Source organism: Actinopolyspora alba (assembly GCF_900112765.1).
In the GTDB taxonomy this organism is placed as follows: domain Bacteria; phylum Actinomycetota; class Actinomycetes; order Mycobacteriales; family Pseudonocardiaceae; genus Actinopolyspora; species Actinopolyspora alba.
In genome coordinates this window covers 1-20,484 of the sequence record NZ_FOMZ01000019.1, presented here as the reverse complement: position 1 = coordinate 20,484, position 20,484 = coordinate 1, and the positions used below count along the sequence as shown (strand labels likewise).

Genomic DNA, 20,484 nt, shown 5'->3' with positions numbered 1-20,484 from the left:
AATCATTATCGATTGGAGTCTACGCGCCGTCGTGGGCGGGCTTCCACCCAGTACCTGTTCGGATGACATGAGTCGGATGACATGAGCACGGACACGCGTGCCCGGTGGTCCGCGGGCACGCGAGTTCGGCCACGGGAGTCTCAGCCAGCCAACCTGGCCCCCGTGCGCGGGTCGAACAGGTGCAGCTCGTTCGGATCCCGCGTAACCACCGAGACCCGCTCACCGAGCGCGGGTGGCTCGCGACCGTCGATGCGCACCACCAGCCGCGTGTCGGAATCGGCGGTGTCCGGGCGCGCGTGCACCAGCGCGTCGGCCCCCAGTTCCTCCACGAGTTCGACGGTCAGCTCCGCGCCGTCCCCACCGGGTGCACCGAGCCGCAACGACTCCGGGCGCAGGCCCACCGTGACCTCACCGAGGCCGCGCGCGGAGGCCTCCGAAACCGTCTCACGGGGCAGCGGCACGGTCTGCCCGTCGAAGCTCGCTCCCCCTTCGGTGAGTCGTGCCGTGCGCAGGTTCATGGCCGGGGAGCCGATGAACCCGGCGACGAAGGAGTTGGCGGGCCGCTCGTAGAGCTCGCGCGGTGTGTCGACCTGCTGGAGCTTTCCGTCGGCCAGCACGGCGACCCGGTGCCCCATGGTCATTGCCTCGACCTGGTCGTGGGTCACGTAGACCGTCGTGGTGCCGAGTCGTCGCTGCAGCGCGGCGATGTTGGCCCTCGTCTCCACGCGCAGTTTCGCGTCCAGGTTGGACAGTGGCTCGTCCATGAGGAACACGCTCGGGTCGCGCACGATCGCCCGGCCCATCGCGACTCGCTGGCGCTGTCCGCCGGACAGTTCCCGTGGTTTGCGGTCCAGGTACTCGCGCAGGTCGAGCATGTCGGCCGCTTGGGTGACCTTCTCCCGGATGACGTCCTTCTTCGTCTTGCGCAATCGCAGCGCGAAGCCCATGTTCTCGGCCACCGTCATGTGCGGGTAGAGCGCGTAGGACTGGAATACCATCGCGATGTCCCGTGACTTCGGGGGAACGTTCGTGACATCGTTTCCGCCGATGTGGATGGCACCCTCGTCGACGTCCTCCAGCCCGGCGACCATCCGGAGTGCCGTGGATTTGCCGGATCCGGAAGGTCCGACGAGCACGAGGAACTCACCGTCACCGATCCGCAGGTCCAGTTCGTCCACCGCGCGAACCGGTTTCGTGCCCGGGAATACGCGTGAAGCGCCGTCGTACGCGACCTCGGCCATGTGTGACGCACCTTTCACCGAAGGATTGGTCTGGACAAATTATCCTTCGGTGGATCGTGCCGCCACCCCCGAATGTCGGAAAGAATTCGGTTTTCAGTGTTCGACCGCGTTTCGGTGGGCCGGGCTTCCAGCGGGGTTCCCAACGGGCTTCCAGCGGGTTTCCGCTGGGCAGCGGCGTTCCCACCTTCCGAGTCGATCCCTGGTCGGCAGGGCCGAAACGCGGCGCGCGTGCCCACTCGGAACCTCCGGCGCCAGGGGATGGAGCGGGCTGGAGGTTCCGCCGAGCGGCCCGCCGCGGTGGGGGTGTGCGAAACTTCGGCAAAATGGTTGTGGGATCTGGGTCATCAAAGCTTCACCCACACTTACTGAACCGTTACGGTTCCCGCATGGTGCGGTCTACGAATTCGAGGCGACCCGCGACACTGGCGTCGCTCGCCGCGGAACTCGGCGTTTCCCGGACTACGGTCTCCAACGCCTACAACCGTCCCGACCAACTTTCCCCGGAACTGCGCAAACGCGTACTCGACACCGCCCGCCGACTCGGTTATCCCGGTCCGGATCCGGTGGCACGCTCGCTGCGCACCCGCAAAGCGGGGGCGGTCGGACTGCTGCTCACCGAGAACCTCTCCTACGCGTTCCGGGACCCGGCCGCCGTCGGTTTCCTCGAAGGGCTCGCGTTGGCCTGCGAGGACGCCGACCACGGGCTGCTGCTGATACCCGCGAACCCGGAACACGAGGACGTGGCCTCGGTGCACAGCGCCGGCGTGGACGGTTTCGTGGTGTACTCCGTACCCGACGACGATCCGCATCTGGCCGCTGTCATGGAACGCCCCGTTCCCACCGTGATCTGTGACCAACCCAGCCTGCCCGAGATCGACCGGGTGGGGATCGACGACGGCGCCGCCATCAAGGAGCTGGCCAGGCACCTCATCGAACTCGGCCACCGCAAGATCGGCGTCGTGTGCATGCGGCTGGCCCGGACCCGCAACGACGGGCCGGCGTCCCCCGAACGGCAGGCCAGCGCCAGCTTCCACGTGCAGCGGGCCAGGCTCACCGCGTTGTCCGAGGCGTTCGCCGAGGTCGGTGTGGACTGGGAGCAGGTTCCGGTCATCGAGCGCTTCGACCACACCACGGAGTCGGGTGGTTCGGCCGCCGCCCGGCTCATGGAGCTCGACCCGGAGATCACCGCGATCATCTGCACCTCCGACATCCTCGCGCTGGGTGCGCTCACCGAGGTCAGAAGGCAGGGCAGGCGGGTGCCGCAGGACATCACCATCACCGGTTTCGACGGCATCGACGACGCCGAGCGGGTCGAGCTGACCACCGTGCGCCAACCGGTGCTGGAGAAGGGCAGGGCAGCGGGCAGGTTGCTGCTGGACGCGAGCGAGTCGACCGGGAAGCCGCGCGAGGTGCTGCTCGACACCCAACTCATCACCGGTTCCACCGCGGGCTCGCCCCGTTCGGTGGAGGAGCGCTGGTTCGGTCCCTGACCGGTTCACGGCGGCCACACCGGTCTCGTCGCCGGGCGTTTCGGCACGGTGGTTTCGGAGTTCGGATCGGCTTCCGCCCACCGATCCGGTCCGAGGTGCCCGGTCAGCCCCGCACTGATCAACCTCGCACCGGGCCGCCCTGCAACGGGTTGCGCCGCAACAGGCCGCGCCGCGCCGGAGGGGAGAGCTCTCCCCCGTCGAGCAGTTTGTAGGCGTCCCGCGAGACCGCCAGCAGTTCCTCGGTGGGCAGCTGGGACTCCGGGACCTCGCCGGCCGCGGTCTCGTAGGCGTCGTGCAGCTCGATCAGCGCCTTTCGGAGGCGTTCCGGATCGGTTCGCGGCAGTTCGGTCAGCTCCCTGACCCGCGCCAGCGAGTCCCGCAGCCTGGCCAACCAGGCCCCGTGCGGGGCGAGCCAGGCCACCAGGACGGCCACCGCCGCGCCGAGCAGGGTCGCCCACAGCCTGCTGCTGACCAACTGGGCCGGGCTGGTCTGGGTCATCATCCCGCTGACCAGCAGCGCCACCGGGGTGGCGAACAACAGTCCGAACGCGTAGTTGACGGGCATGGTCGCCTCGACGGCCCACTGCAGCGCGGCCAGCAGCAGAATGATCACCCACACGGCCGGATGCAGCGACAGCAGCACCAGCCCGAGCAGCACGCCTCCCACCGTTCCCGCGACACGTTGCAGCATCCGCGGTACCGAGCGCGAGGTGCTGGTGGCCTGCAGGACCGATACCGCCGAGACCCCGGCCCAGTAGATGTGCCCGGTGTCGAGCAGGTCGGCCAGCACGCCCGCCAGCAGCGCGGCGATGCCCACCCGCAGCGCGAACGGCACCAACCAGCTGCCGGAGCCCTTGCCCGGGCGCACCGCCGCCAGCAGCACTCCCCGGATCGTGCACCACCGGGAGGGCGGTAGCGCCGGCACGGCCGCCGATTCCTCGCGGGCGTATCCGGGGGAGGCGGGGGAGTCCCCCTTGCGGATCCCGGCGGCCGTCTCGCGCAGCGACCGGATCGTCTCGCTCGCCGCTCGCCCGGAACCGCCCAGCACTTCGCAGATCTCGGTGGTCTGGATCAGCCTCTGGTGCTCCGCCGTGTCGCGCTGTCGTCCCCCCACCAGCGCCAGACGTGTCCACGCGGTCTCCACGGCCACGGCCGACCGGTGCCTGGCCAGCACGTCGGAGCGGTTCGACAGGTAGGCGGCGGTGGCCTCCAGGGCGGACGCCACCGCCCTGCGCTGCGGACGCAGCCCGGCGAACGCCGCCCCCACGGTGCAGATGAGCCAGGCGAACGCGCCGCTGACGGCGCAGACGGCCAGTTGGGGGGCGACGTCGGCGGGAGTGATGGCGAGGTTCGCGCAGGCGCCGGTGGCGAACGAGAAGATCAGCCCGCCGGGAGCGCCGAGCTTGACGGCCGTGGTGGCGGCGGTGGCGACCGCTCCGACCACGGCGGTGCCGGTCACCACCAGCAGTCGGTGTTGCCACGGTGCCACGTCGGCCAGCGCGATCGCGTCGCCCAGACCTACCGCGATCACCATTCCGGCGGCGACCGCCGCCAGCGAACGGGTCTGGTTGCGGTACGGCTCGCTGCGGCAGTAGACGCTGGTCAACGCGCCGAACACCGCTCCGGCGACCAGGTCCAGCCGGTCGAGTCCCAGCAGTACCAGCAGCGGTGTCAGTACCGACAGGAACGCGCGCAGCGCGGGCCACAAGATGGGGCCATGCCGGTTGATGTGAATGGCCTCACGCAGATGACGTGCCAGTATCGTCGAGGACACGTTCTATTGTAATACACAAGTATTTTACTAGTGAAGTGATGGTGGGATGAGACGCACGCCGGACATCATCAGTGCCGCACGCGGGCAGTGGAAGGAGATCCACCCCGAGCTGGACACCTCCAGCATGGAGATCATCGGGCGGGTGTTCCGCACCGCCGCCCTGCTGCGGCAACGATTGGACACCGTCCTCGGTGACGAGGGGCTCAACCGGGCCGAGTTCGATCTGCTCTCCGCGCTGCGCCGCAGCGGAGAACCGGTCACACCGGGGCGGCTGAACGGCCTGATGGTCGCCTCCGGAGCGGCGACCACCAAACGGGTGCAGCAGCTGGCCGAACGCGGTCTCCTCGAACGCGTCCGGGACCAGCACGACCGCCGCAGCGCGCGGGTGCGGATCACCGACCACGGTGCGGAGCTCATCGACAGGGCGTTCGCCCGCAATCTGGAAGCCGAGCGCGAGCTGCTGGCCGGGATGAACGCCAAACAGCGGGAGGCGGTCTCCGGTGGGCTGGCGGAGCTGTTGCGCTCCCTGGAAGGTCCCCCCGCGCCCGCGCCGCCCGCACCCTCGCAGCCTGACTGACCCGGTCTGACCGACGCGGCCGGACCGAGGACCTCCGCCCGGGTGCCCCAGGGGAACGCGCTCGGCGGAAACCGGGGGAAACCGGTCAGTAGTTCCGCCAGGCCCCGCGTTCGTACCGCACGATTCTCGGGTGCATCAGAGTGGATGGTTCGATGTCGGCGATCCGGTCCCGATCCGGCGGGAACACGGTCGCCGCGCGCAGCGTCCGCTCGTCCAACGTGCGCAGCTCGGGTACCTCCTCGGGCAGCCGCGGTGACGGCGCCGAGTCCCCCGAGGCCCCCAGCTGGAAACCCCACTGCCCGAAGCTCGGGATGGGGCGGGAGTACGGCACCGTGGCCAGTCCCGCCTGCCGCATCGATGCCTCGACGCACCAGTAGGCCTTAGGTGCGAAGTACGGCGACCCCGCCTGCACGTTGACTCTGGCCCCCTCGGCCATCGAGCGGCGCACCAGCGAGTAGAACTCCGTGGAGTACAGCTTCGCGGTCTCGGTGGAGTCCGGATCCGGCATGTCCACCAGCACCGTGTCGTAGCGCCGCCGGTTGTCGCGCAGCCAGCTGAACGCGTCCGCCGAGACGGTGTTCACCCGGGGATCGTCGAAGGCGTGCTCGTTCAGCGAGGTCAGCCGCGGATCCTCGCGCCCCAACCGCAGCACCGCGGGGTCCAGCTCGACCAGGGTCACCCGCTCCACGTCCGGATAGCGCAGCACCTCGCGCAGCGCGAGTCCGTCACCGCCACCCAGGATCAGCACCTCGGAGTGATCGCCCACCATGGCCGGATGCACCAGCGCCTCGTGGTAACGACGCTCGTCCACCGAGCTGAACTGCAGATCGCCGTTGAGGAACAGCCGGGTGTCGGTCCTGCCGGACAGCGACTTGGAACTGGTGATCACGATCTCCTGGTACTTCGACCGCTCCGCGTGCACCACCGGATCGTCGTAGAGCGCCTGGCGCGCCGTCGTCTCGAACCGGTCGGACAGCGCGAACGCGCCGCCCAGCACCCCACCGATCAGCACCACCGAGGCCGTCAGCAGCACGACGAGCCGCTTTCCCAGCTCGACGCGGTACACCGTCAGGATCAGGCCCAGACCGGCCGCCGCGTTGAGCATGCCCACCAGCAGGGCGCCCTGGACCTGGCCCAGCAGCGGCAGCAGCAGGAACGGAAAGGCCAGCCCACCGAGGAGGGCTCCCACGTAGTCCGCGGCGAACATGTCGGCCACCGCCGAGCCCGCTTCCTGCCGCCTGATCCGCTGCAGCAGCACCATCAGCAGCGGAATCTCCGCGCCGATCAGCGTGCCCAGTACCAGCGAGGTCACGATCAGCATCGGCATGTACATGCTCAGCCACGCGAAGGCGGCGTACAGGCCGAGCACGCTGAGCCCGCCGAGCAGCGCCAGCACCAGCTCCACGGCGACGAAGGAGACCGCCGCCCAGCGTTGCAGCGGTTTGGCGAGCAGCGCGCCGAGGCCCATGGCGAACACCATCAGCGACAGCACGATGGAAGCCTGCCCCACGCTGTTGCCGATCAGGTAACTGCCGAGCGCGACCAGCGCGAGCTCGTAGACCAGCCCGCAGGCCGAGCAGACGAACACCGCAAGCAGCACCGCGAACCGCGCCATGCCGGGGCGACGGTACCGGTGCTGCCGGGTCGTCGCGGTGTCCTCGGTCGCTCCGTCCGGTTCGGAATCCGTCGTCCCGTCGAGGTGGTCGTCCTGCGCGGTGCTGCTCATGGCGTTTCGCTGCTCTTCGATGGGGAGCGGTGGGTCACCAGATCGCCGCGGCGATGATCGTCGCGATCACCACGTGCGAGGAGGCCGAGACCCAGGTGCCCGGGTGGACGGACTCGGTGGCGAGCTCGTCACCGAGCCTTCCAGGTGTGATCGCGTCGATGAGCAGGAAGGACAGGCCCATCAGGATCAGGCCGAGCAGCCCGTAGGCCAGCGTGCCGATCAGTCCGTAAACCAGGTCGTTCGAGCTGGCCGCGATCGCGGTGGTGAGGATGACGCCCACGCCGATGAGCCCGGACACCAGCAGGATGGCCGCGTTCGCGTTGCGGTGCACCCAGATGAGGTCGCGGAGCTTGCCCGGAGTGGCCAGGTCCACGAGCACGTAGCCGAGGACCATCAGTACGGCCCCGACGATGCCGTAGGCGATCGCCGCGGACAGGCCGAAGAGCAGTTCCTGGAACAACTGTTGCGCCTTTCGGGTCGTGATGTGAACGGATCACCGGTCACCGCTGTGGTGGGCGTGGCCGGGCTGTCGTGGTCGGGTCACGGCTGTGGTGGCCGTCGCGGACCGGGGGATCGATCGGGTGGGGGAGGTTGCGGCGGCTGCTGCCCCGGAGGTGGTCCCTGCCCGGGTGGTGGTCCCTGCCCGGGTGGTGGTCCCTGTTCGGGAGGACCGCTCGGCGGCCCGTCCGAGCCGTCCCCGCCCCGCTGCCGTACGAGGCCGACGGTGCCGAGCACGATTCCGAGCACCGTGACGATTCCGAGCATCACCAGCCACACCCAGCGCCACAGCCCGGGAATCCCGGTGTCGGCACTCGGTAGCGGTTCCGCGGCACGGGTCTCGGTCCTGCTCTCGGCCGAACGGGCGGGAAGCGATCCTTCCTGGGTCAGCAGCAGTGGCAACGCGATCGCCGCCTGGCCGGTGGTGTCCACCGGGGCCTCGATGAACCGTTTGGCCGTGATGCCGAGCTCGGCGAAGTCCGAGTCGTGCGGCAGGTCCATGTTCGAGTCGGAGTCCTGGGCGATCTCCAGCTCGACGGCGCTCCACTGCTCGCTGGTCGACGAGGTGTAGGCGACGGTGGCCCGCAGTTCGACCCACTTCTCGCAGGTACTGGCCGGAGTGTTCGAGCCGCGGCTGGACCCCTGGTCGTAGCTGTGGGCGGGATCCGCCGGGGAGTTGGACTCGTCTGGCTGAGATGTCCCGGAATCCCCCTCGGCGGGCATCCCTATGTCGTAGTCCGGTTGGGACTCGTAGAGCTCGGAATATTCGAGATCATCATCGCCGTCGGTCAGCTTCCACCCGAAACAGATACCGTAGCGTCGCTCCGCCTCGACGAGCTCCTCGGACAGCTGGCGGGACTCGGTGTCGGTGAACCGGGGGATGGACTGCCCGCCGTAGCTCTGCATCCGGGAGTATCTGTCGCTCTCCTCACCGTAGAACGAGTCCGAACCGCCCTTTCCACCCGTGCCCAGCACGATCAGGGTGAGCACCACGGCGGCGATCCCGAAGAACGCCAGCAGCCCGACGATCTTCCCGGTCTTGTTGTCGTTCGTTCCGCTGTTCCCCGTGCTCATTTGCCCGATCCCGGTCCGCCGCCCCGGAAGCTCTGTCCGTGCGGTCCGCCCCAGCCCCAGACGCCGCCGACGACGTGGTGGTAGTGGTTGTTGGCCTCGTCGAGTTCCATGACGTGGATGACCGACCCTCGGTTACGCGGCTGAACGATCACGGCGTCGTCGCTGTAGCGCAGGTAGATGCCGCTGCCCTCCGCGTACTGCGAGACCGGTTCCCAGGTGTCGGTGATGTCGTCGGCCACGGCGGACGGTTCGAGTTTCGAGGTGTAGGCCTTGTTGTCGTCGTCACCCGGTTTGTCCAGCTGGACGGCCCTGGTGTAGTTCTTCGCCACGTAGGCCCGTGGCCCCGTGCCGGTCGAAAAGATCATGACCATCGCGATGAGCAGCGCCAGAAACGCCGTCAGCCCCGCGATGACGAACCAGAATTTCGGTTTCATCGCCTCGCCCGATTCCTCCCGTCAGGCCGAAGCCGGATAGATACGCACGTCGTAGCGGGTGAGTTCCTCGCCCAGGGTGGCTTCCCAATCGGCACCGTCGAAGGACTCGAAACCGAGCACCGTGCCGTCGGAGGCTTCGTAGTCGTGGTAGCGCACGCTACCGTTCTCGTCGAGGCCGGTGGTCGCCTCGCTGCGGAACCGCGCCGTGCCGGACTCCTCGGACCGGAACTCCCGTTCGCCGAATCCCAGCTTCGCGGGTCCCGGCGTCGGCACCTCGTCCGTTTCCACGGGTGTCCACTGTGTAAGTACCAGGTCGGGGTCCTCCTCGACTCCCAGCCACACCTGCGTGCCCTTGGCGTCGTCCAGCAGGTGTTCCGACCAGCGCCAGCTGCCCTCCGACAGTCGCAGCGTTCCCCGCACCGTGTAGGACGTTCCCCGGATCTCCACGATGTCGCCCGCGGTCAACGACCGCGGATCCCCGCGCAGCGCGTCCTGATCGGCGGTGTCGAACGGGTCCTTCGGCCCCCGTTCGCCGTGGCCGGAGCCGCCCCGCTGCGAACGCCGACCCCGGAGCACGAGCGCGACCACGACCGCCACCAGCGCTATCAGCAGGATCAGGATCGGAAGGATCACGAATATGTTCAACGACGCCCCCTGAGCGATTCCCGAGCACCACCGGCCGATCGGTAGCGTATCGGTAGTGGCGTGTGGTTGTCCTCCGTTCGGGCGAAATATCGCGTCACCGAGTGTGATTCGTGACTCGTTCGGGAGATCGGTGCGTAATTCCCGTTACCGGCGGCCCCACGCCAGAGAATTCGGTAGCGCCCTCGAACGTCTCGGCGATGCGTCGGCCGAACGGTGGGGCGTCGAGCGAACGGTGGCGGAACGCGGTAACACGCGCCCCGCCACCGGCGGTGCGAACCGGGGTGAACCGCTGTCAGCCGGTCGTCGCTCGACTCATTCGTCCAGCAGCTGGGCGCAGCGGATCAGCCCGAGGTGGGAGTACGCCTGCGGGTGGTTGCCCAGCGAGCGTTCCGCGATCGGGTCGTACTCCTCGGACAGCAGGCCGGTGGGGCCCGCGTTGTCCACGATCTGCTGGAACAGCTCCTCCGCCTCGGTGCGCCTGCCGATCAGCAGGTAGGACTCGATCAGCCAGGTGGCGCACAGGTGGAATCCGCCCTCGTGGCCGGGCAGACCGTCGTCGCGGCGGTAGCGGTACACCGTCGAACCGCTGCGCAGCTCCGACTCGATCGCCGTGACGGTGGACCTGAACCGCTCGTCGCTCGGATCGATCAGACCGGAAAGCCCCACGTACAGCGAGGCCGCGTCCAGGTCCGACCCCTCGTAGGCGGTGGTGAACGCCTGCACGTCCGGATGCCAGCCGTTCTTGAGGATGTCCTCGGCGATCTGCTCGCGCAGCTGCATCCACCCCGGCTCGGCCGTCCGGTCGTAGTGCGCCGCCAGCTTGATCGCCCGGTCGATCGTGACCCAGCACATCACCTTGGAGTAGACGTGGTGCCTGGGAACGTCGCGTTCCTCCCAGATGCCGTGGTCCGGCTCGAACCAGCGCCGGGTCACGGCCTCCGCCATGCCCCTGACCAGTTCCCAGTCGGCGTCGCGCAGCTTGCCGTGCGCCAGCGCCAGATCCGTGGCCAGCTCCACCACGGGCCCGAACACGTCCAGCTGCACCTGCTGATCGGCCAGGTTGCCCACCCGCACCGGCCGGGAACCGGCGTACCCCGGCAGGGTGTCGATGACCGCCTCCGGGCCGAGTGTGCCACCGGCCAGCGAGTACAACGGGTGCAGCCGTTCCGGGCCGGGCAGGGTGTCCATCACCCGGTGCAGCCAGTCCAGGAACGCCTCGGCCTCGGCGGTGGATCCCAGGGAGACCAGCGCGCGGGCGCTCATCGCTCCGTCCCGCAGCCAGCAGTAGCGGTAGTCCCAGTTGCGCACCCCACCGATCTCCTCCGGCAGGGACGTGGTGGCCGCGGCCATGATCCCGCCGGTGTCGGTGTTGCAGAGCCCCCGCAGCGTCAACGCCGAACGCACCACCAGGTCGGTTTCCACACCCGGCAACCGCAGCTGTTTCACCCAATCCGACCAGTACCGGTTCGCGATCGACCGCCGCTCCGGTTCGGCGAGATCCGAACCCGCCAGCGTTTCCGTGCCGCAGCGCAGTTCCAGCACCACCGGGGAATCCTCGGACAGGTCCAGCTCCGCGTGCGCGGACTCGTGCATACCGTCCGAAGTGATCCGCCACTTCACCGAGGGCGAGTAGAGCACCATCGGTTCGGAGGTGCCGTGCACCCGGATTCCCTCCGCCTCGGCGGTCATCCGCACCGGAACCTGGCCGAACTCGGGGCGGGGCGCGAACTCCACCTCGGCCTTGATGCTGCCGCTGATCACCCGGATCAGGTCCGTGCGGTGGGAGTCGCCGCCGTGCTCCAGGTAGTCGGTTACCAGCAACCGCGACCAGCGGGTCTCCACCGTCATGGTGCCGGGAACGTAGCGCTGCCCCAGCGGCAGCGTGCTGCGCGGCGCACCGTTGCCGTTCTCCGGCTGCGGCTGCGCGGGCAGCACCGAGAAGTGCCCGGCGCCATGACCCCCCAGCAGATCGGCGAACACCGCGGCGGAGTCCGGGCCGGGGTGGCACATCCACGTGACCCGGGCGTCCGGCGTCAGCAGCGCCACCGTGCGCTCGTTGGCCAGCATCGACAGCCGCTCGATGGCGGGTGCCTGCTCGCCGTACAGCCAGGTGCGGCGTTCCTCCATGAGCAGGGCGAGCACCGTCGCCACCCCTGGTGTGTCCGGCACCCGGTAGTGGCCCAGCGTGTCACCCTCGCCGACCTTGATGCCCAGGTCCGGGCCGTGCAGTTTGCTGAAGACCTTCTCGTCGGTGACGTCGTCGCCGAGGAAGATCGCCCCGGTGCAACCGGTCTGGTGCCGCAGCGACTCGAAGGCGTTGCCCTTGTCGGTCTCCACCACGGCGAGTTCCATCACCGACTTGCCCGCGGTGACCTGCACGCCTTCCCAGGTGGCCGGTCCGGAGCGGACCGCGTCGAGCACGCGCTCGCTGATTTCGGGGTCCGCCCTGCGGACGTGCACGGCCACGCTGGCCGGTTTCGCCTCCAGCGTCACCCCCGGCTGACCGGCGGTGATCTCCTGCAGGCTGCGCTGCAGTTGAGTGCGCAGGTGCGTGGTGTCCGGGTCGAGCTCGTGCACGAAACCGACGTCGAACTCGGAACCGTGGCTGCCCACCAGGTGAACCTCCGCGGGCAGCCGGGACAGCGTGGCGAGGTCCCGCAGCGCCCTGCCCGAGATGACCGCGGCGGTCGTGGTGGGCAGCGCGGCCAGCGAACGCATCGCGTGTACGGATTCGGGTAGTGGTTTGGCCTGACTCGGATCCCCCACGATCGGGGCCAGCGTGCCGTCGTAGTCGCAGGCGACCAGTAGGCGAGGTGTGCGCGCGAGCTGCACGATCGTGCGACGAAGCTCGGCGGGGAGGGCTTCGGCGGTCAACGCCACACTCCTGTTGAGATCTCGGGATGGTCGGAAGGCGGGTCGAACACACGGGCCGCGGGGGTCGGCCCCACGATTCGTGGTGGCCGCTTACGCGTGCCGCCGGTCGACCGGTGTATCGCTATTGAAGTGGTCGGGCCGCCGGCCCCGGAGCCGCGCCGCAGCCCGCTCCGGTACCCGAGTCGGCGCTCGGTGACGTCGCGGTCCACATCGAGCGGACGATCACGCCACCTGTCCCGCCGACCCGCCGGTCGTTCGGCTCGACAGCCGGAGTACCCCGGTACGGCCGGGCCGGACACACCGTACCCGGCTCCGGAACCGACACGGACCCTAACGGCACCTCGTGGCGAGGCCGTCCGCCACGTTCCGGGCGGCGACAGCACTCGGCCGTGGCGGGGGATCTCCCGCGAGCCGTGCCGTAGCCCATGCGTCCACCCGGTTCCGTAGTGTCGAGGTCCGCCGTCGACCGATTCCTACTCCGTCGGCGAAGCTCCCAGCGCCTCGAGGAACGACCGCGCCCAACGGTCGACGTCGTGCGTGAGCACTTGCCTACGCAATGCGCGCATCCTACGGCGTCCCTCGGCCTGGTCGATATTCAGGGCCGCCAGCATCGAGTCCTTGACCCCGTCCAGATCGTGCGGATTCACCAGGAGCGCGCTGGTGAGTTCGGCGGCCGCTCCGGCGAACTCACTGAGTACGAGGCTACCCCCGAGGTCGCCGCGGCTGGCCACGTACTCCTTGCAGACGAGGTTCATCCCGTCACGGACCGGCGTAACGATCATGACATCGGCCGCGCAGTAGAACGCGATCAGGTCCTTTCGGTCCACCGAAGTGTGCAAATAGTGCACGGCCGGGTGACCCACTCGGCCGAATTCGCCGTTGATGCTGCCGACCTTGCGCTCGATGTCCTCGCGCATCTGCTTGTAGTGCTCCACCCGCTCCCGGCTGGGGGTGGCCACCTGGATCATCGCGACGTCCTCGACGGTTGCGTGCCCCTCGGACAGCAGCTCGTACATCGCGTTGAGCCGTACGTCGATCCCCTTGGTGTAATCCAGCCGGTCGACACCGAGCATGATGCGGCGCGGATTGCCCAGTTCGGAACGAATGGCCTTGGCCCGCTGCTGCACCTCCCTGGTGCGTGCGAGCTGATCGAGCTCCCCGGAGTCGATGGAGATGGGGAACGCGCCGACCCGCACGACCCGATCACCCACCTGCACCACACCGGGGCGGGAACGCACCCCCACCTGGGCGCGGCTGGGTTCGAAACCGGCCAGCCTGCGGGCCAGCCACATGAAGTTCTGCGCACCGCCGGGGCGGTGGAAACCCACCAGATCCGCGCCGAGCAGCCCCCGCACGATCTCGGTCCGCCACGGCAGCTGCATGAACAGCTCCACGGGCGGGAACGGGATGTGCAGGAAGAACCCGATGCGCAGGTCGGGGCGCAGTTCGCGCAGCATCGCCGGGACCAGCTGCAACTGGTAGTCCTGGATCCACACGGTCGCGCCCTCGGCGCTGACCTCGGCGGCCGCCTCGGCGAACCGTTGGTTAACCCGCTGGTAGGAGTTCCACCAGGAGCGGTCGAACACCGGTGGGACCACCACGTCGTGGTACAGCGGCCACAGGGTGGCGTTGGAGAATCCCTCGTAGTACTCCTGGAACTCCGAGCTCGACAGCCGCACCGGGTGCAACCACATGTCCCCGTCCGCGAAGGGGTTCACTTCGACGTCGGCGACGCCGGGCCAGCCGACCCACGCCCCCTGTCGAGCACGCAGGAAGGGCTCCAGCGCGGTCACCAGCCCGCCCGGGCTGTGCTTCCAGCGCTGGGTCCCGTCCTCCATGCGTTCCAGGTCGACCGGTAGCCGGTTGGCGACGACGACGAAGTCAGCTTTCCTGGGCTCACTGCCCTTACTCACCGGTCTTCCTCCTATGGTCCGTTGCGATTCGGATGCGGGCTCGCGTGCCCAGCCGAGCAGCGCGAGCGGAACCGGTTGCCGAGTCGGACGCGTCCGCGGGGATACAGGGCACGTGGCCGTTCGCTCGGCGTGCCTCGCGCCGCCGCGGACCTTCGACCCGGACCGTCCGGTTCCGCCACCGCCCGGTCGAGCCGAAGAGTTCCGGGAGTGGCTCCCGAAGTCGGTTACCCGTGGTCGAGGCTAGTCAATCGTGATCCACTTCGCGTGGTTCGAGCGTCGCAACGCGGTTGGTCGGGTCCGATCATCCTCGCAGGGTGCGCGCGGGGCAGGAAGCCTCGCGCGACCGGACTTTTCGAAACGGTGGCGGTGGTGGGAACTCAGTCCAACCTGCGGCTGGTGGGGCGCAACGGCCCTGACATGCGGGGACCGGACATCCGCCGTTCCAGCCTGCCCAGCCCGGTACGCACCGGTTGCGAGAGGAACTCACCGAGCACCACGCCCGCACCGAGTGCCAGACCCGTGGCCGCCGCGATCATCAGGGTGGACAACCCCGCCGGGTCGCCCTGCACCGACAGTTCGTACAGCGCGCGGTAGGTGGCCAGCCCGGGCAGCAGCGGTGCCACGCCCGACACGGCGACGACCAGGACCGGGATGCGGAGTCGTCGTGCGATGACCCCGCCGATGAAGCCGACGATGGTGGTGGCGATGGCCGAGGCGAAGATCGGGTTGAACTCGATCCTGGCCATGACCTGGAAGACCAGGGCGGCGATGGCTCCCCCGCCCGCCGCCATGATCAACGGGCGCGGCGGGGAGTAGCTGGCCACCGCGAAGCACGCGGAGGTGGCGGCTCCCGCGAGACCCTGCAGCGGCAGCTCCAGCAGGCCGGGGAACGGCAGCACCCCACCGCCGAGCTCCTGCAGGTTCAACCCGCCGCCCAGGGCGTCGGCCCCCAGGATGCGCAGTGCCATGTACAGCGCGAGCACCACGCCCGCTATCAGCCCCGCCGAGGTCAGCGCGAGCTCGGCTATTCGGCCCGCGGCGGTGACGTTGTAGCCGGTGATGGCGTCCTGCATCGAGCCGACCACGGTCATGCCGGACAGCAGCACGATGATGTTCGCGGCCACGGCGAGCGCGGCGGTGGGCAGGATGTCCGTGGCGAAGCAGGCCAGCGCCACGCTGGTGGCCAGCGCCCCGCCCACGGTCTGCTGAAAGAACACCGGCAGGCCGCGTTGGTTGAGCAGCCGCCCCACCCGGTCGACCAGGGCGGTGGAGGCCGCGGCCACCAGCGGCAGCATCGGTGGGGTGGTGCCGCCGCCGAGCAGCACCGACAGCGCGGCCGCCATGCCCGCCCAGGCGAGGGTCGACACGGCCCGGGGGAAGGGATGCGGGGCGCGGGCGATGGTCTCCAGCTCGGCGTAGGCGTCCGAAGTGGTGATCTCGCCCGCGACGATGCGGCGGATCAGGTGTTCCACCTCGGCGAGCCGGGTGTAGTCCAGCGAGCGGTTGCGCACCACGCGCAGTGAGGTGATCGGGAGGTTCTCCGTCCCCCGGTAGCAGGAGACCGTGATGGACGTGTAGATCACGTCCACTTCGCAGTGCGGCAGTCCGTAGGCGTCGGTGACGCTGGTGATGGTGGCGCTGACGTCGGAGGCACCGACGCCGCTGGCCATTTGGATCTCGCCGATGCGCAGCGCCAGTTCGAGTACGAGATGGACTGTCGAGTCGTCGGGCAGGGCGGGGCCGTAGACGACGTTGCGAGTCCCGACGGTTTCGGAAGGGTCGCGTCGCCGCAGCACACCACGTGCGCGCTGCGTGATTCCCACTGCCGCTTTTCCTCCTCGCATTACCTTCCGCGTGATGCGCGGTTCGTGCTGTTCACCCCTGGAATCGCCGGCCACGTACGCACCGTTGCACTCCCCAGGGGTGGCGTCCATCACTGGTCGCCGGTGTGACTCGGCGTGTCGCCGTCCGGGGAGGCCGCTGTCCGGTGCTGTCGTCGTGCGGTTCTGCTCCGGCACGATTCGGAGCGGCCGGTTCACGCCGCCGCGCCACGCTCGCCGGTGCGTTGCCGTGCCCCGTCCTCCCCGGGGCGATCGGTCCCCGGGAGAGAAGATCGGGGTGGTGCCCGTTTCCGGTGGTGCGGTGGGGTTTCGTGAACCGTGCCCCGCCGTCCGAGCCTACGCCCGGATCTTTCCGGGGAATCGCCCGTTACCGCATCGTGGGACGCCGCGGAGCGTGCGCCATCACGTGGTCGGGTGGGTGAATCGCGGGCGGGCTTCGCTGGTCCTCCGCGAGCGGTGCCGCGCGAGCTTCGGCGTCGGGGTGGTGGGCTCCAGGACGCGGTGCCCGGCCCGGTGCCCCGGCCGCGGAAGGGTGGGGATTACGATGGAGATGTGTGGCGCTGATCCACACGCGCCGCTGTAGCTCAGTTGGCAGAGCGCCCGCCTTGTAAGCGGAAGGTCAGGGGTTCGAGTCCCCTCAGCGGCTCCGGTTCTCACCTGGGATTTCATCTCCAGGGCCCCCGATTCGGCGGTTCTTATGACCCAGTTTGTGACCCACAGTCCCTTATTCTGGGTCCATGGGTCGGCGTTCGAAGGGAACTCGTCGTCAACGAGGCACGATCGATCAGCTGTCGAACGGTGCGCTACGTGTCCGGGTCTCGGCCGGTCTTGATCCGGTGACCAAGCAGCGGCATCGACTCATCGAGGTCGTGCCTCCAGGTCCCCAAGCACTCGCCGAAGCCGAACGCGTTCGCACTCGTCTGCTGAACGAGGTGGATGAGCGGCGGAGTCCGCGGACGCAGGCGACGGTCGAGCAGTTGCTGGAGCGGTACCTGGATCAGCATTTCGATGGTGAGCCGTCGACGAGGGCGAACTATCGGCGCTATGCGCGGTTGCACGTGCTGCCGTTCATCGGGCAGGTCAAGGTCGGCCAGCTCGACGCCGACGCGCTGGATTCGTTGTACGCCGAGTTGCGGCGGTGTCGGGATCACTGCTCGGGTAAGCGGCGAGCGGTGGATCACCGAACGCGGGGCGAGCACGAGTGTGATGATCGGTGTCGGCGGCACGAGTGCAAGCCGTTGGGTGCGACGACGATCCGGCACATTCATTTTCTGCTGTCGGGTGCGTTCAAGCGTGCGGTGCGGTGGAAGTGGGTGGCGAGCAGTCCGGTGGGTCAGGCGGAGCCGCCGGCGGCTCCGCCGCCGCGTCCGAGTCCGCCGTCGGCGGAGGAGGCCGCGCGGATCCTCAACGAGGCGTGGCGGCGTGATGCCGACTGGGGTGCTCTGGTGTGGACGGTGATGACCACCGGTATCCGGCGGGGTGAGTTGTGCGCGGTGCGGTGGCAGCACGTGGATCTGGAGTCGGGGGTGTTGCGGCTGGAGCAGGCGGTGGCCTTTGACGATGAGGCGGGGGAGTGGTTCGTCAAGGACACCAAGACGCATCAGCAGCGGCGGATCGCGTTGGATGCCGAGACCACTGCTGTGCTGGCGGGGTTGCGGACGCGGCAGGAGCAGCGCGTCGGTGATCTCGGGCTCGCGTGGTCGCGGGAGATGTTCGTGTTCTCGCCGGAGCCCGATGGCCGGCGGTTCGCCAAGCCGGATTCGGTGACCCAGCGCTATGACCGGATGGTGCGCAGACTCGGAATCTCGACCACACTGCACAAGCTGCGGCACTACTCCGCCACCGAACTCATCTCGGCAGGTGTGGACCCCCGTACGGTCGCAGGACGGCTTGGGCATGGTGGGGGTGGTGTGACCACGCTGCGGGTGTATTCGGCGTGGGTGTCCGAAGCTGATCAGCGGGCCTCGCGGGCGTTGTTCGAGCGTGTTCCGGAACGTCCGGACGGGCCGCGGTCCGTCGAGGAGCGTGCGAAGACCGCGCCGGACCACCCGCTACGAACGTACAGCCACCAACTTCGCCGCCTCGCTCACCCTCGCCGCAGCTCTCACCTGCTACAAAAACACACCAAGTGAGACATCCTCTAAGTACCTGAAAACCGACGTAGAAGTAGAAGAAAATCCGTGTTCGACGCGCGAAACGAAATCCTTCCCTTGGTTAAGATCGTATAACTATGTGGCGACACAGAGACTCTTGTGACATGATCATTACCATGGAGCTTGACTCGCAACCTAAGTCGATACAGTCAATCTATTCTTGGTTTAGTACACATCAGTTGTACGTGAACCGTCGGTACCAACGTAAACTTGTCTGGTCGCAGCTTGAAAAGCAGAAACTGATTGAGTCAGTACTGCGCAAGTTCCCAGTCCCGGCGATTCTTCTGGCAGAGCGCGATACGGGTGATTATGAAATCATAGATGGTCTTCAACGTCTACATACCTTGGTTTCATTCATAGAGAATTCATTTCCGTCGGTGAATGCAGAGTACTTTGATGTATCACAATTTCCTACAGCTAAAGCGCGTGCCGACGAAGGAAAATTCGATCCAGTTGCTAACAAGAAAATTCTGGATCAAAGTGATATAAGCACATTCCTTGATTATTCGCTTGCTATCTCTATAATGAGAGGTGCCACAGAGAGCGAAATCGATGACGTGTTTGCTCGAATAAATACATATGGCCATCGCTTGAGTGATCAAGAGAGAAGGCAGGCTGGAGTTCAAGATAATTTCTCTAATCTTATACGGCAAATTGCGTGCGAAATTCGGGGTGATGCATCAAGTGACACTCTGGAGCTTTCGCAGATGCCCTCGATTAGTATCGACCTCCCTATGTCCAAGCACGGATATGATGTCGTAGCGGATGAAGTATTTTGGGTTAGACAAGGAATTCTCCGTTCTACAGAGCTTCGCGACTCCATGGATGAGCAATGCCTTGCCGACATCGTTGGCAGTATAGTTACCGGTGAGGTGATCGAACGCTCGAAAGATATGCTCGATCGTATTTACGATTCGAACTATAGCGAGAGTCGAACGGTAGCTGATACATTGGGCGTTTACGGCGAAGAAAGAGTAAAAAGCGAAATTAAGTACTGTGTTGATGAGATCCTAAAAATATGTAACACGGATCCCCCTATGAAGTTGCGTGATATTGTATTTACTCAACGGAGTACCAATCCGTTTTCCGCGGTTTTTGCAGTAATAATGATCGCGTTTCATGAAACGCTTTTTGGGGGGCAGAAAAAAATATCGAATTACGCTGGTATAAAGAATGCTTTGTCGGGGGTATATGGTCGGTTGGAGACAAGTCGAAAAGCAACTGCAGCCGGTGAGCGGCGTAGAAATGTGGATACAGTCAAAGGATTGATTGATCAGTATGTTGTGGATGATAAGCCAAAGATAGTTGTTAGCGGTCACTCAACTTCGGATATTGATGCGGCGATACGTAGAAGCGAGATTGAGCTTCCGTACTATGAACTGAAACAGGGGCTGCTCAATCTCGATAATAATCGGAGTGTGGAAACTGGTGTCCTCGATAAGGTGGCGCAAACGATATGCGCCATAGCGAACAACGGGAGAGAGCGTGCGGGTTCGGTCATAATTGGTGTTGCTGACAAAGATGAGGATGCTTCTCGTATAAGAGATATTGATGGTATTGATCCGCGTCGAGTAGGAAGAAAGTTTGCCGTTGGCGTTAAGAGGGAAGCAGAAGCGCTGGGGGAGTCGGTGGAAACCTACTTTGCTCGATGGAAGAACTCTCTTAGGAATTCTGAACTATCTGAGCCGCTACGTAGTTCGGTTCTCTCGTCGATAGATTACAACGAGTACTTCGGGCTGGGTGTCATTGTGATTCATGTTCCTCCGCAGGGTGAGATTTCTTTTTTGGGTGAAGAGACGTATTGGCGCGAAGGTGATGAAACCAAGAGAGCGCCAACCCAACGGAATGCAATGGCGCTCGCAAAAAGGTTTGTTTGATGCGAGTGTGAGCAGATGTCAGGATCTCAGGTCGTCTCAAACTAGTGGCTCGTCCAAGATCGTTGGCCGGGTAATTGTTCTTTGTGGTGATGGGGCAGGCTGGTTCTCACGTGTCGTGTGTGGGAGGTGGCGATGGCTCGTCGTCCGGAGGTGTTTGTCCGGTCGTTGTCGATGGAGGAAGGCCGCAAGGTCCAGCGGATCAGCCGTACGGCGAAGGACCCGGTCAAGCTGCGCCGGGCGATCGTGGTGCTGATGTCGGCTCAGGGCCAATCAGTACCCGACATCACGTCGTTGATGCAGGTCAGCGATGACTATGTGCGGGATGTGATCCACGCGTTCAATGAGCGGGGGTTCGATGCGCTGGACC

The 20,484-nt window shown here is 66.6% G+C and carries 14 protein-coding genes, 1 tRNA gene and 1 pseudogene; 6 read left to right on the top strand and 10 right to left on the bottom strand.

Annotated features, from left to right (window positions below):
• Nucleotides 1-140 precede the first annotated feature (140 nt).
• The gene (locus tag BM150_RS22295; RefSeq protein ID WP_092929765.1) at nt 141-1,241 is read right to left on the bottom strand and encodes an ABC transporter ATP-binding protein; all 1,101 of its coding nucleotides are present in this window, start codon (nt 1,239-1,241) and stop codon (nt 141-143) included.
• 386 nt (nt 1,242-1,627) lie between these two features.
• On the opposite strand from BM150_RS22295, the gene BM150_RS22290 reads away from it, so the two are divergent.
• Nucleotides 1,628-2,731: a LacI family DNA-binding transcriptional regulator gene (locus BM150_RS22290; RefSeq protein WP_092929763.1), complete on the top strand. Its 1,104-nt coding sequence runs from the start codon at nt 1,628-1,630 to the stop codon at nt 2,729-2,731.
• Between the two features lie 118 nt (nt 2,732-2,849).
• On the opposite strand, the gene BM150_RS22285 is transcribed toward BM150_RS22290, so the two are convergent.
• The gene (locus tag BM150_RS22285; RefSeq protein WP_175496978.1) at nt 2,850-4,505 is read right to left on the bottom strand and encodes an FUSC family protein; all 1,656 of its coding nucleotides are present in this window, start codon (nt 4,503-4,505) and stop codon (nt 2,850-2,852) included.
• A 46-nt stretch (nt 4,506-4,551) separates the two neighbouring features.
• Between BM150_RS22285 and BM150_RS22280 the strand changes: the two genes are divergently transcribed.
• The gene (locus BM150_RS22280) at nt 4,552-5,082 is read left to right on the top strand and encodes a MarR family winged helix-turn-helix transcriptional regulator (protein ID WP_092929761.1); all 531 of its coding nucleotides are present in this window, start codon (nt 4,552-4,554) and stop codon (nt 5,080-5,082) included.
• An 85-nt stretch (nt 5,083-5,167) separates the two neighbouring features.
• On the opposite strand, the gene BM150_RS22275 is transcribed toward BM150_RS22280, so the two are convergent.
• The 8 genes from BM150_RS22275 to BM150_RS22240 all read right to left on the bottom strand — a co-directional run bounded on the left by BM150_RS22275 (nt 5,168) and on the right by BM150_RS22240 (nt 16,069).
• Nucleotides 5,168-6,808, bottom strand: a complete 1,641-nt coding sequence (locus BM150_RS22275) for a polyamine aminopropyltransferase (protein ID WP_092929759.1) — start codon at nt 6,806-6,808, stop codon at nt 5,168-5,170.
• A gap of 34 nt (nt 6,809-6,842) precedes the next feature.
• On the bottom strand, nt 6,843-7,268 hold the full coding sequence (locus BM150_RS22270) for a DUF350 domain-containing protein (RefSeq protein WP_092929757.1): 426 nt from the start codon (nt 7,266-7,268) through the stop codon (nt 6,843-6,845).
• 80 nt (nt 7,269-7,348) lie between these two features.
• A complete protein-coding gene (locus tag BM150_RS22265; protein WP_092929755.1) occupies nt 7,349-8,380 on the bottom strand; it encodes a hypothetical protein in 1,032 nt (343 codons plus the stop codon).
• Nucleotides 8,377-8,814 carry a DUF4247 domain-containing protein gene (locus BM150_RS22260; protein ID WP_092929753.1) on the bottom strand — a complete coding sequence of 146 codons (438 nt, stop codon included), beginning with the start codon at nt 8,812-8,814 and terminating at the stop codon, nt 8,377-8,379. The genes BM150_RS22265 and BM150_RS22260 overlap by 4 nt, the downstream gene beginning before the upstream one ends.
• Nucleotides 8,815-8,835: 21 nt before the next feature.
• Complete coding sequence (locus BM150_RS22255) at nt 8,836-9,459, bottom strand: DUF4178 domain-containing protein (protein WP_092929751.1); 624 nt, start codon at nt 9,457-9,459, stop codon at nt 8,836-8,838.
• Between the two features lie 312 nt (nt 9,460-9,771).
• Entirely contained in the window at nt 9,772-12,333 is a 2,562-nt protein-coding gene (gene otsB / locus BM150_RS22250; RefSeq protein WP_092929749.1) for a trehalose-phosphatase, read from the bottom strand.
• A gap of 473 nt (nt 12,334-12,806) precedes the next feature.
• The gene (locus BM150_RS22245) at nt 12,807-14,246 is read right to left on the bottom strand and encodes an alpha,alpha-trehalose-phosphate synthase (UDP-forming) (protein WP_092929747.1); all 1,440 of its coding nucleotides are present in this window, start codon (nt 14,244-14,246) and stop codon (nt 12,807-12,809) included.
• Between the two features lie 377 nt (nt 14,247-14,623).
• The gene (locus tag BM150_RS22240; RefSeq protein WP_092929847.1) at nt 14,624-16,069 is read right to left on the bottom strand and encodes a threonine/serine exporter family protein; all 1,446 of its coding nucleotides are present in this window, start codon (nt 16,067-16,069) and stop codon (nt 14,624-14,626) included.
• A gap of 591 nt (nt 16,070-16,660) precedes the next feature.
• Between BM150_RS22240 and BM150_RS22235 the strand changes: the two genes are divergently transcribed.
• The 4 genes and pseudogenes from BM150_RS22235 to BM150_RS22220 all read left to right on the top strand — a co-directional run.
• Nucleotides 16,661-16,733, top strand: a tRNA-Thr gene (locus BM150_RS22235).
• 91 nt (nt 16,734-16,824) lie between these two features.
• A pseudogene (locus BM150_RS22230) lies at nt 16,825-17,931 on the top strand (site-specific integrase); the annotation flags it as partial.
• A 413-nt stretch (nt 17,932-18,344) separates the two neighbouring features.
• Nucleotides 18,345-20,117, top strand: a complete 1,773-nt coding sequence (locus BM150_RS22225; protein ID WP_217641859.1) for a DUF262 domain-containing protein — start codon at nt 18,345-18,347, stop codon at nt 20,115-20,117.
• A gap of 132 nt (nt 20,118-20,249) precedes the next feature.
• On the top strand, nt 20,250-20,484 hold a 235-nt coding region (locus tag BM150_RS22220), incomplete at its 3' end, for a helix-turn-helix domain-containing protein (RefSeq protein WP_139219625.1).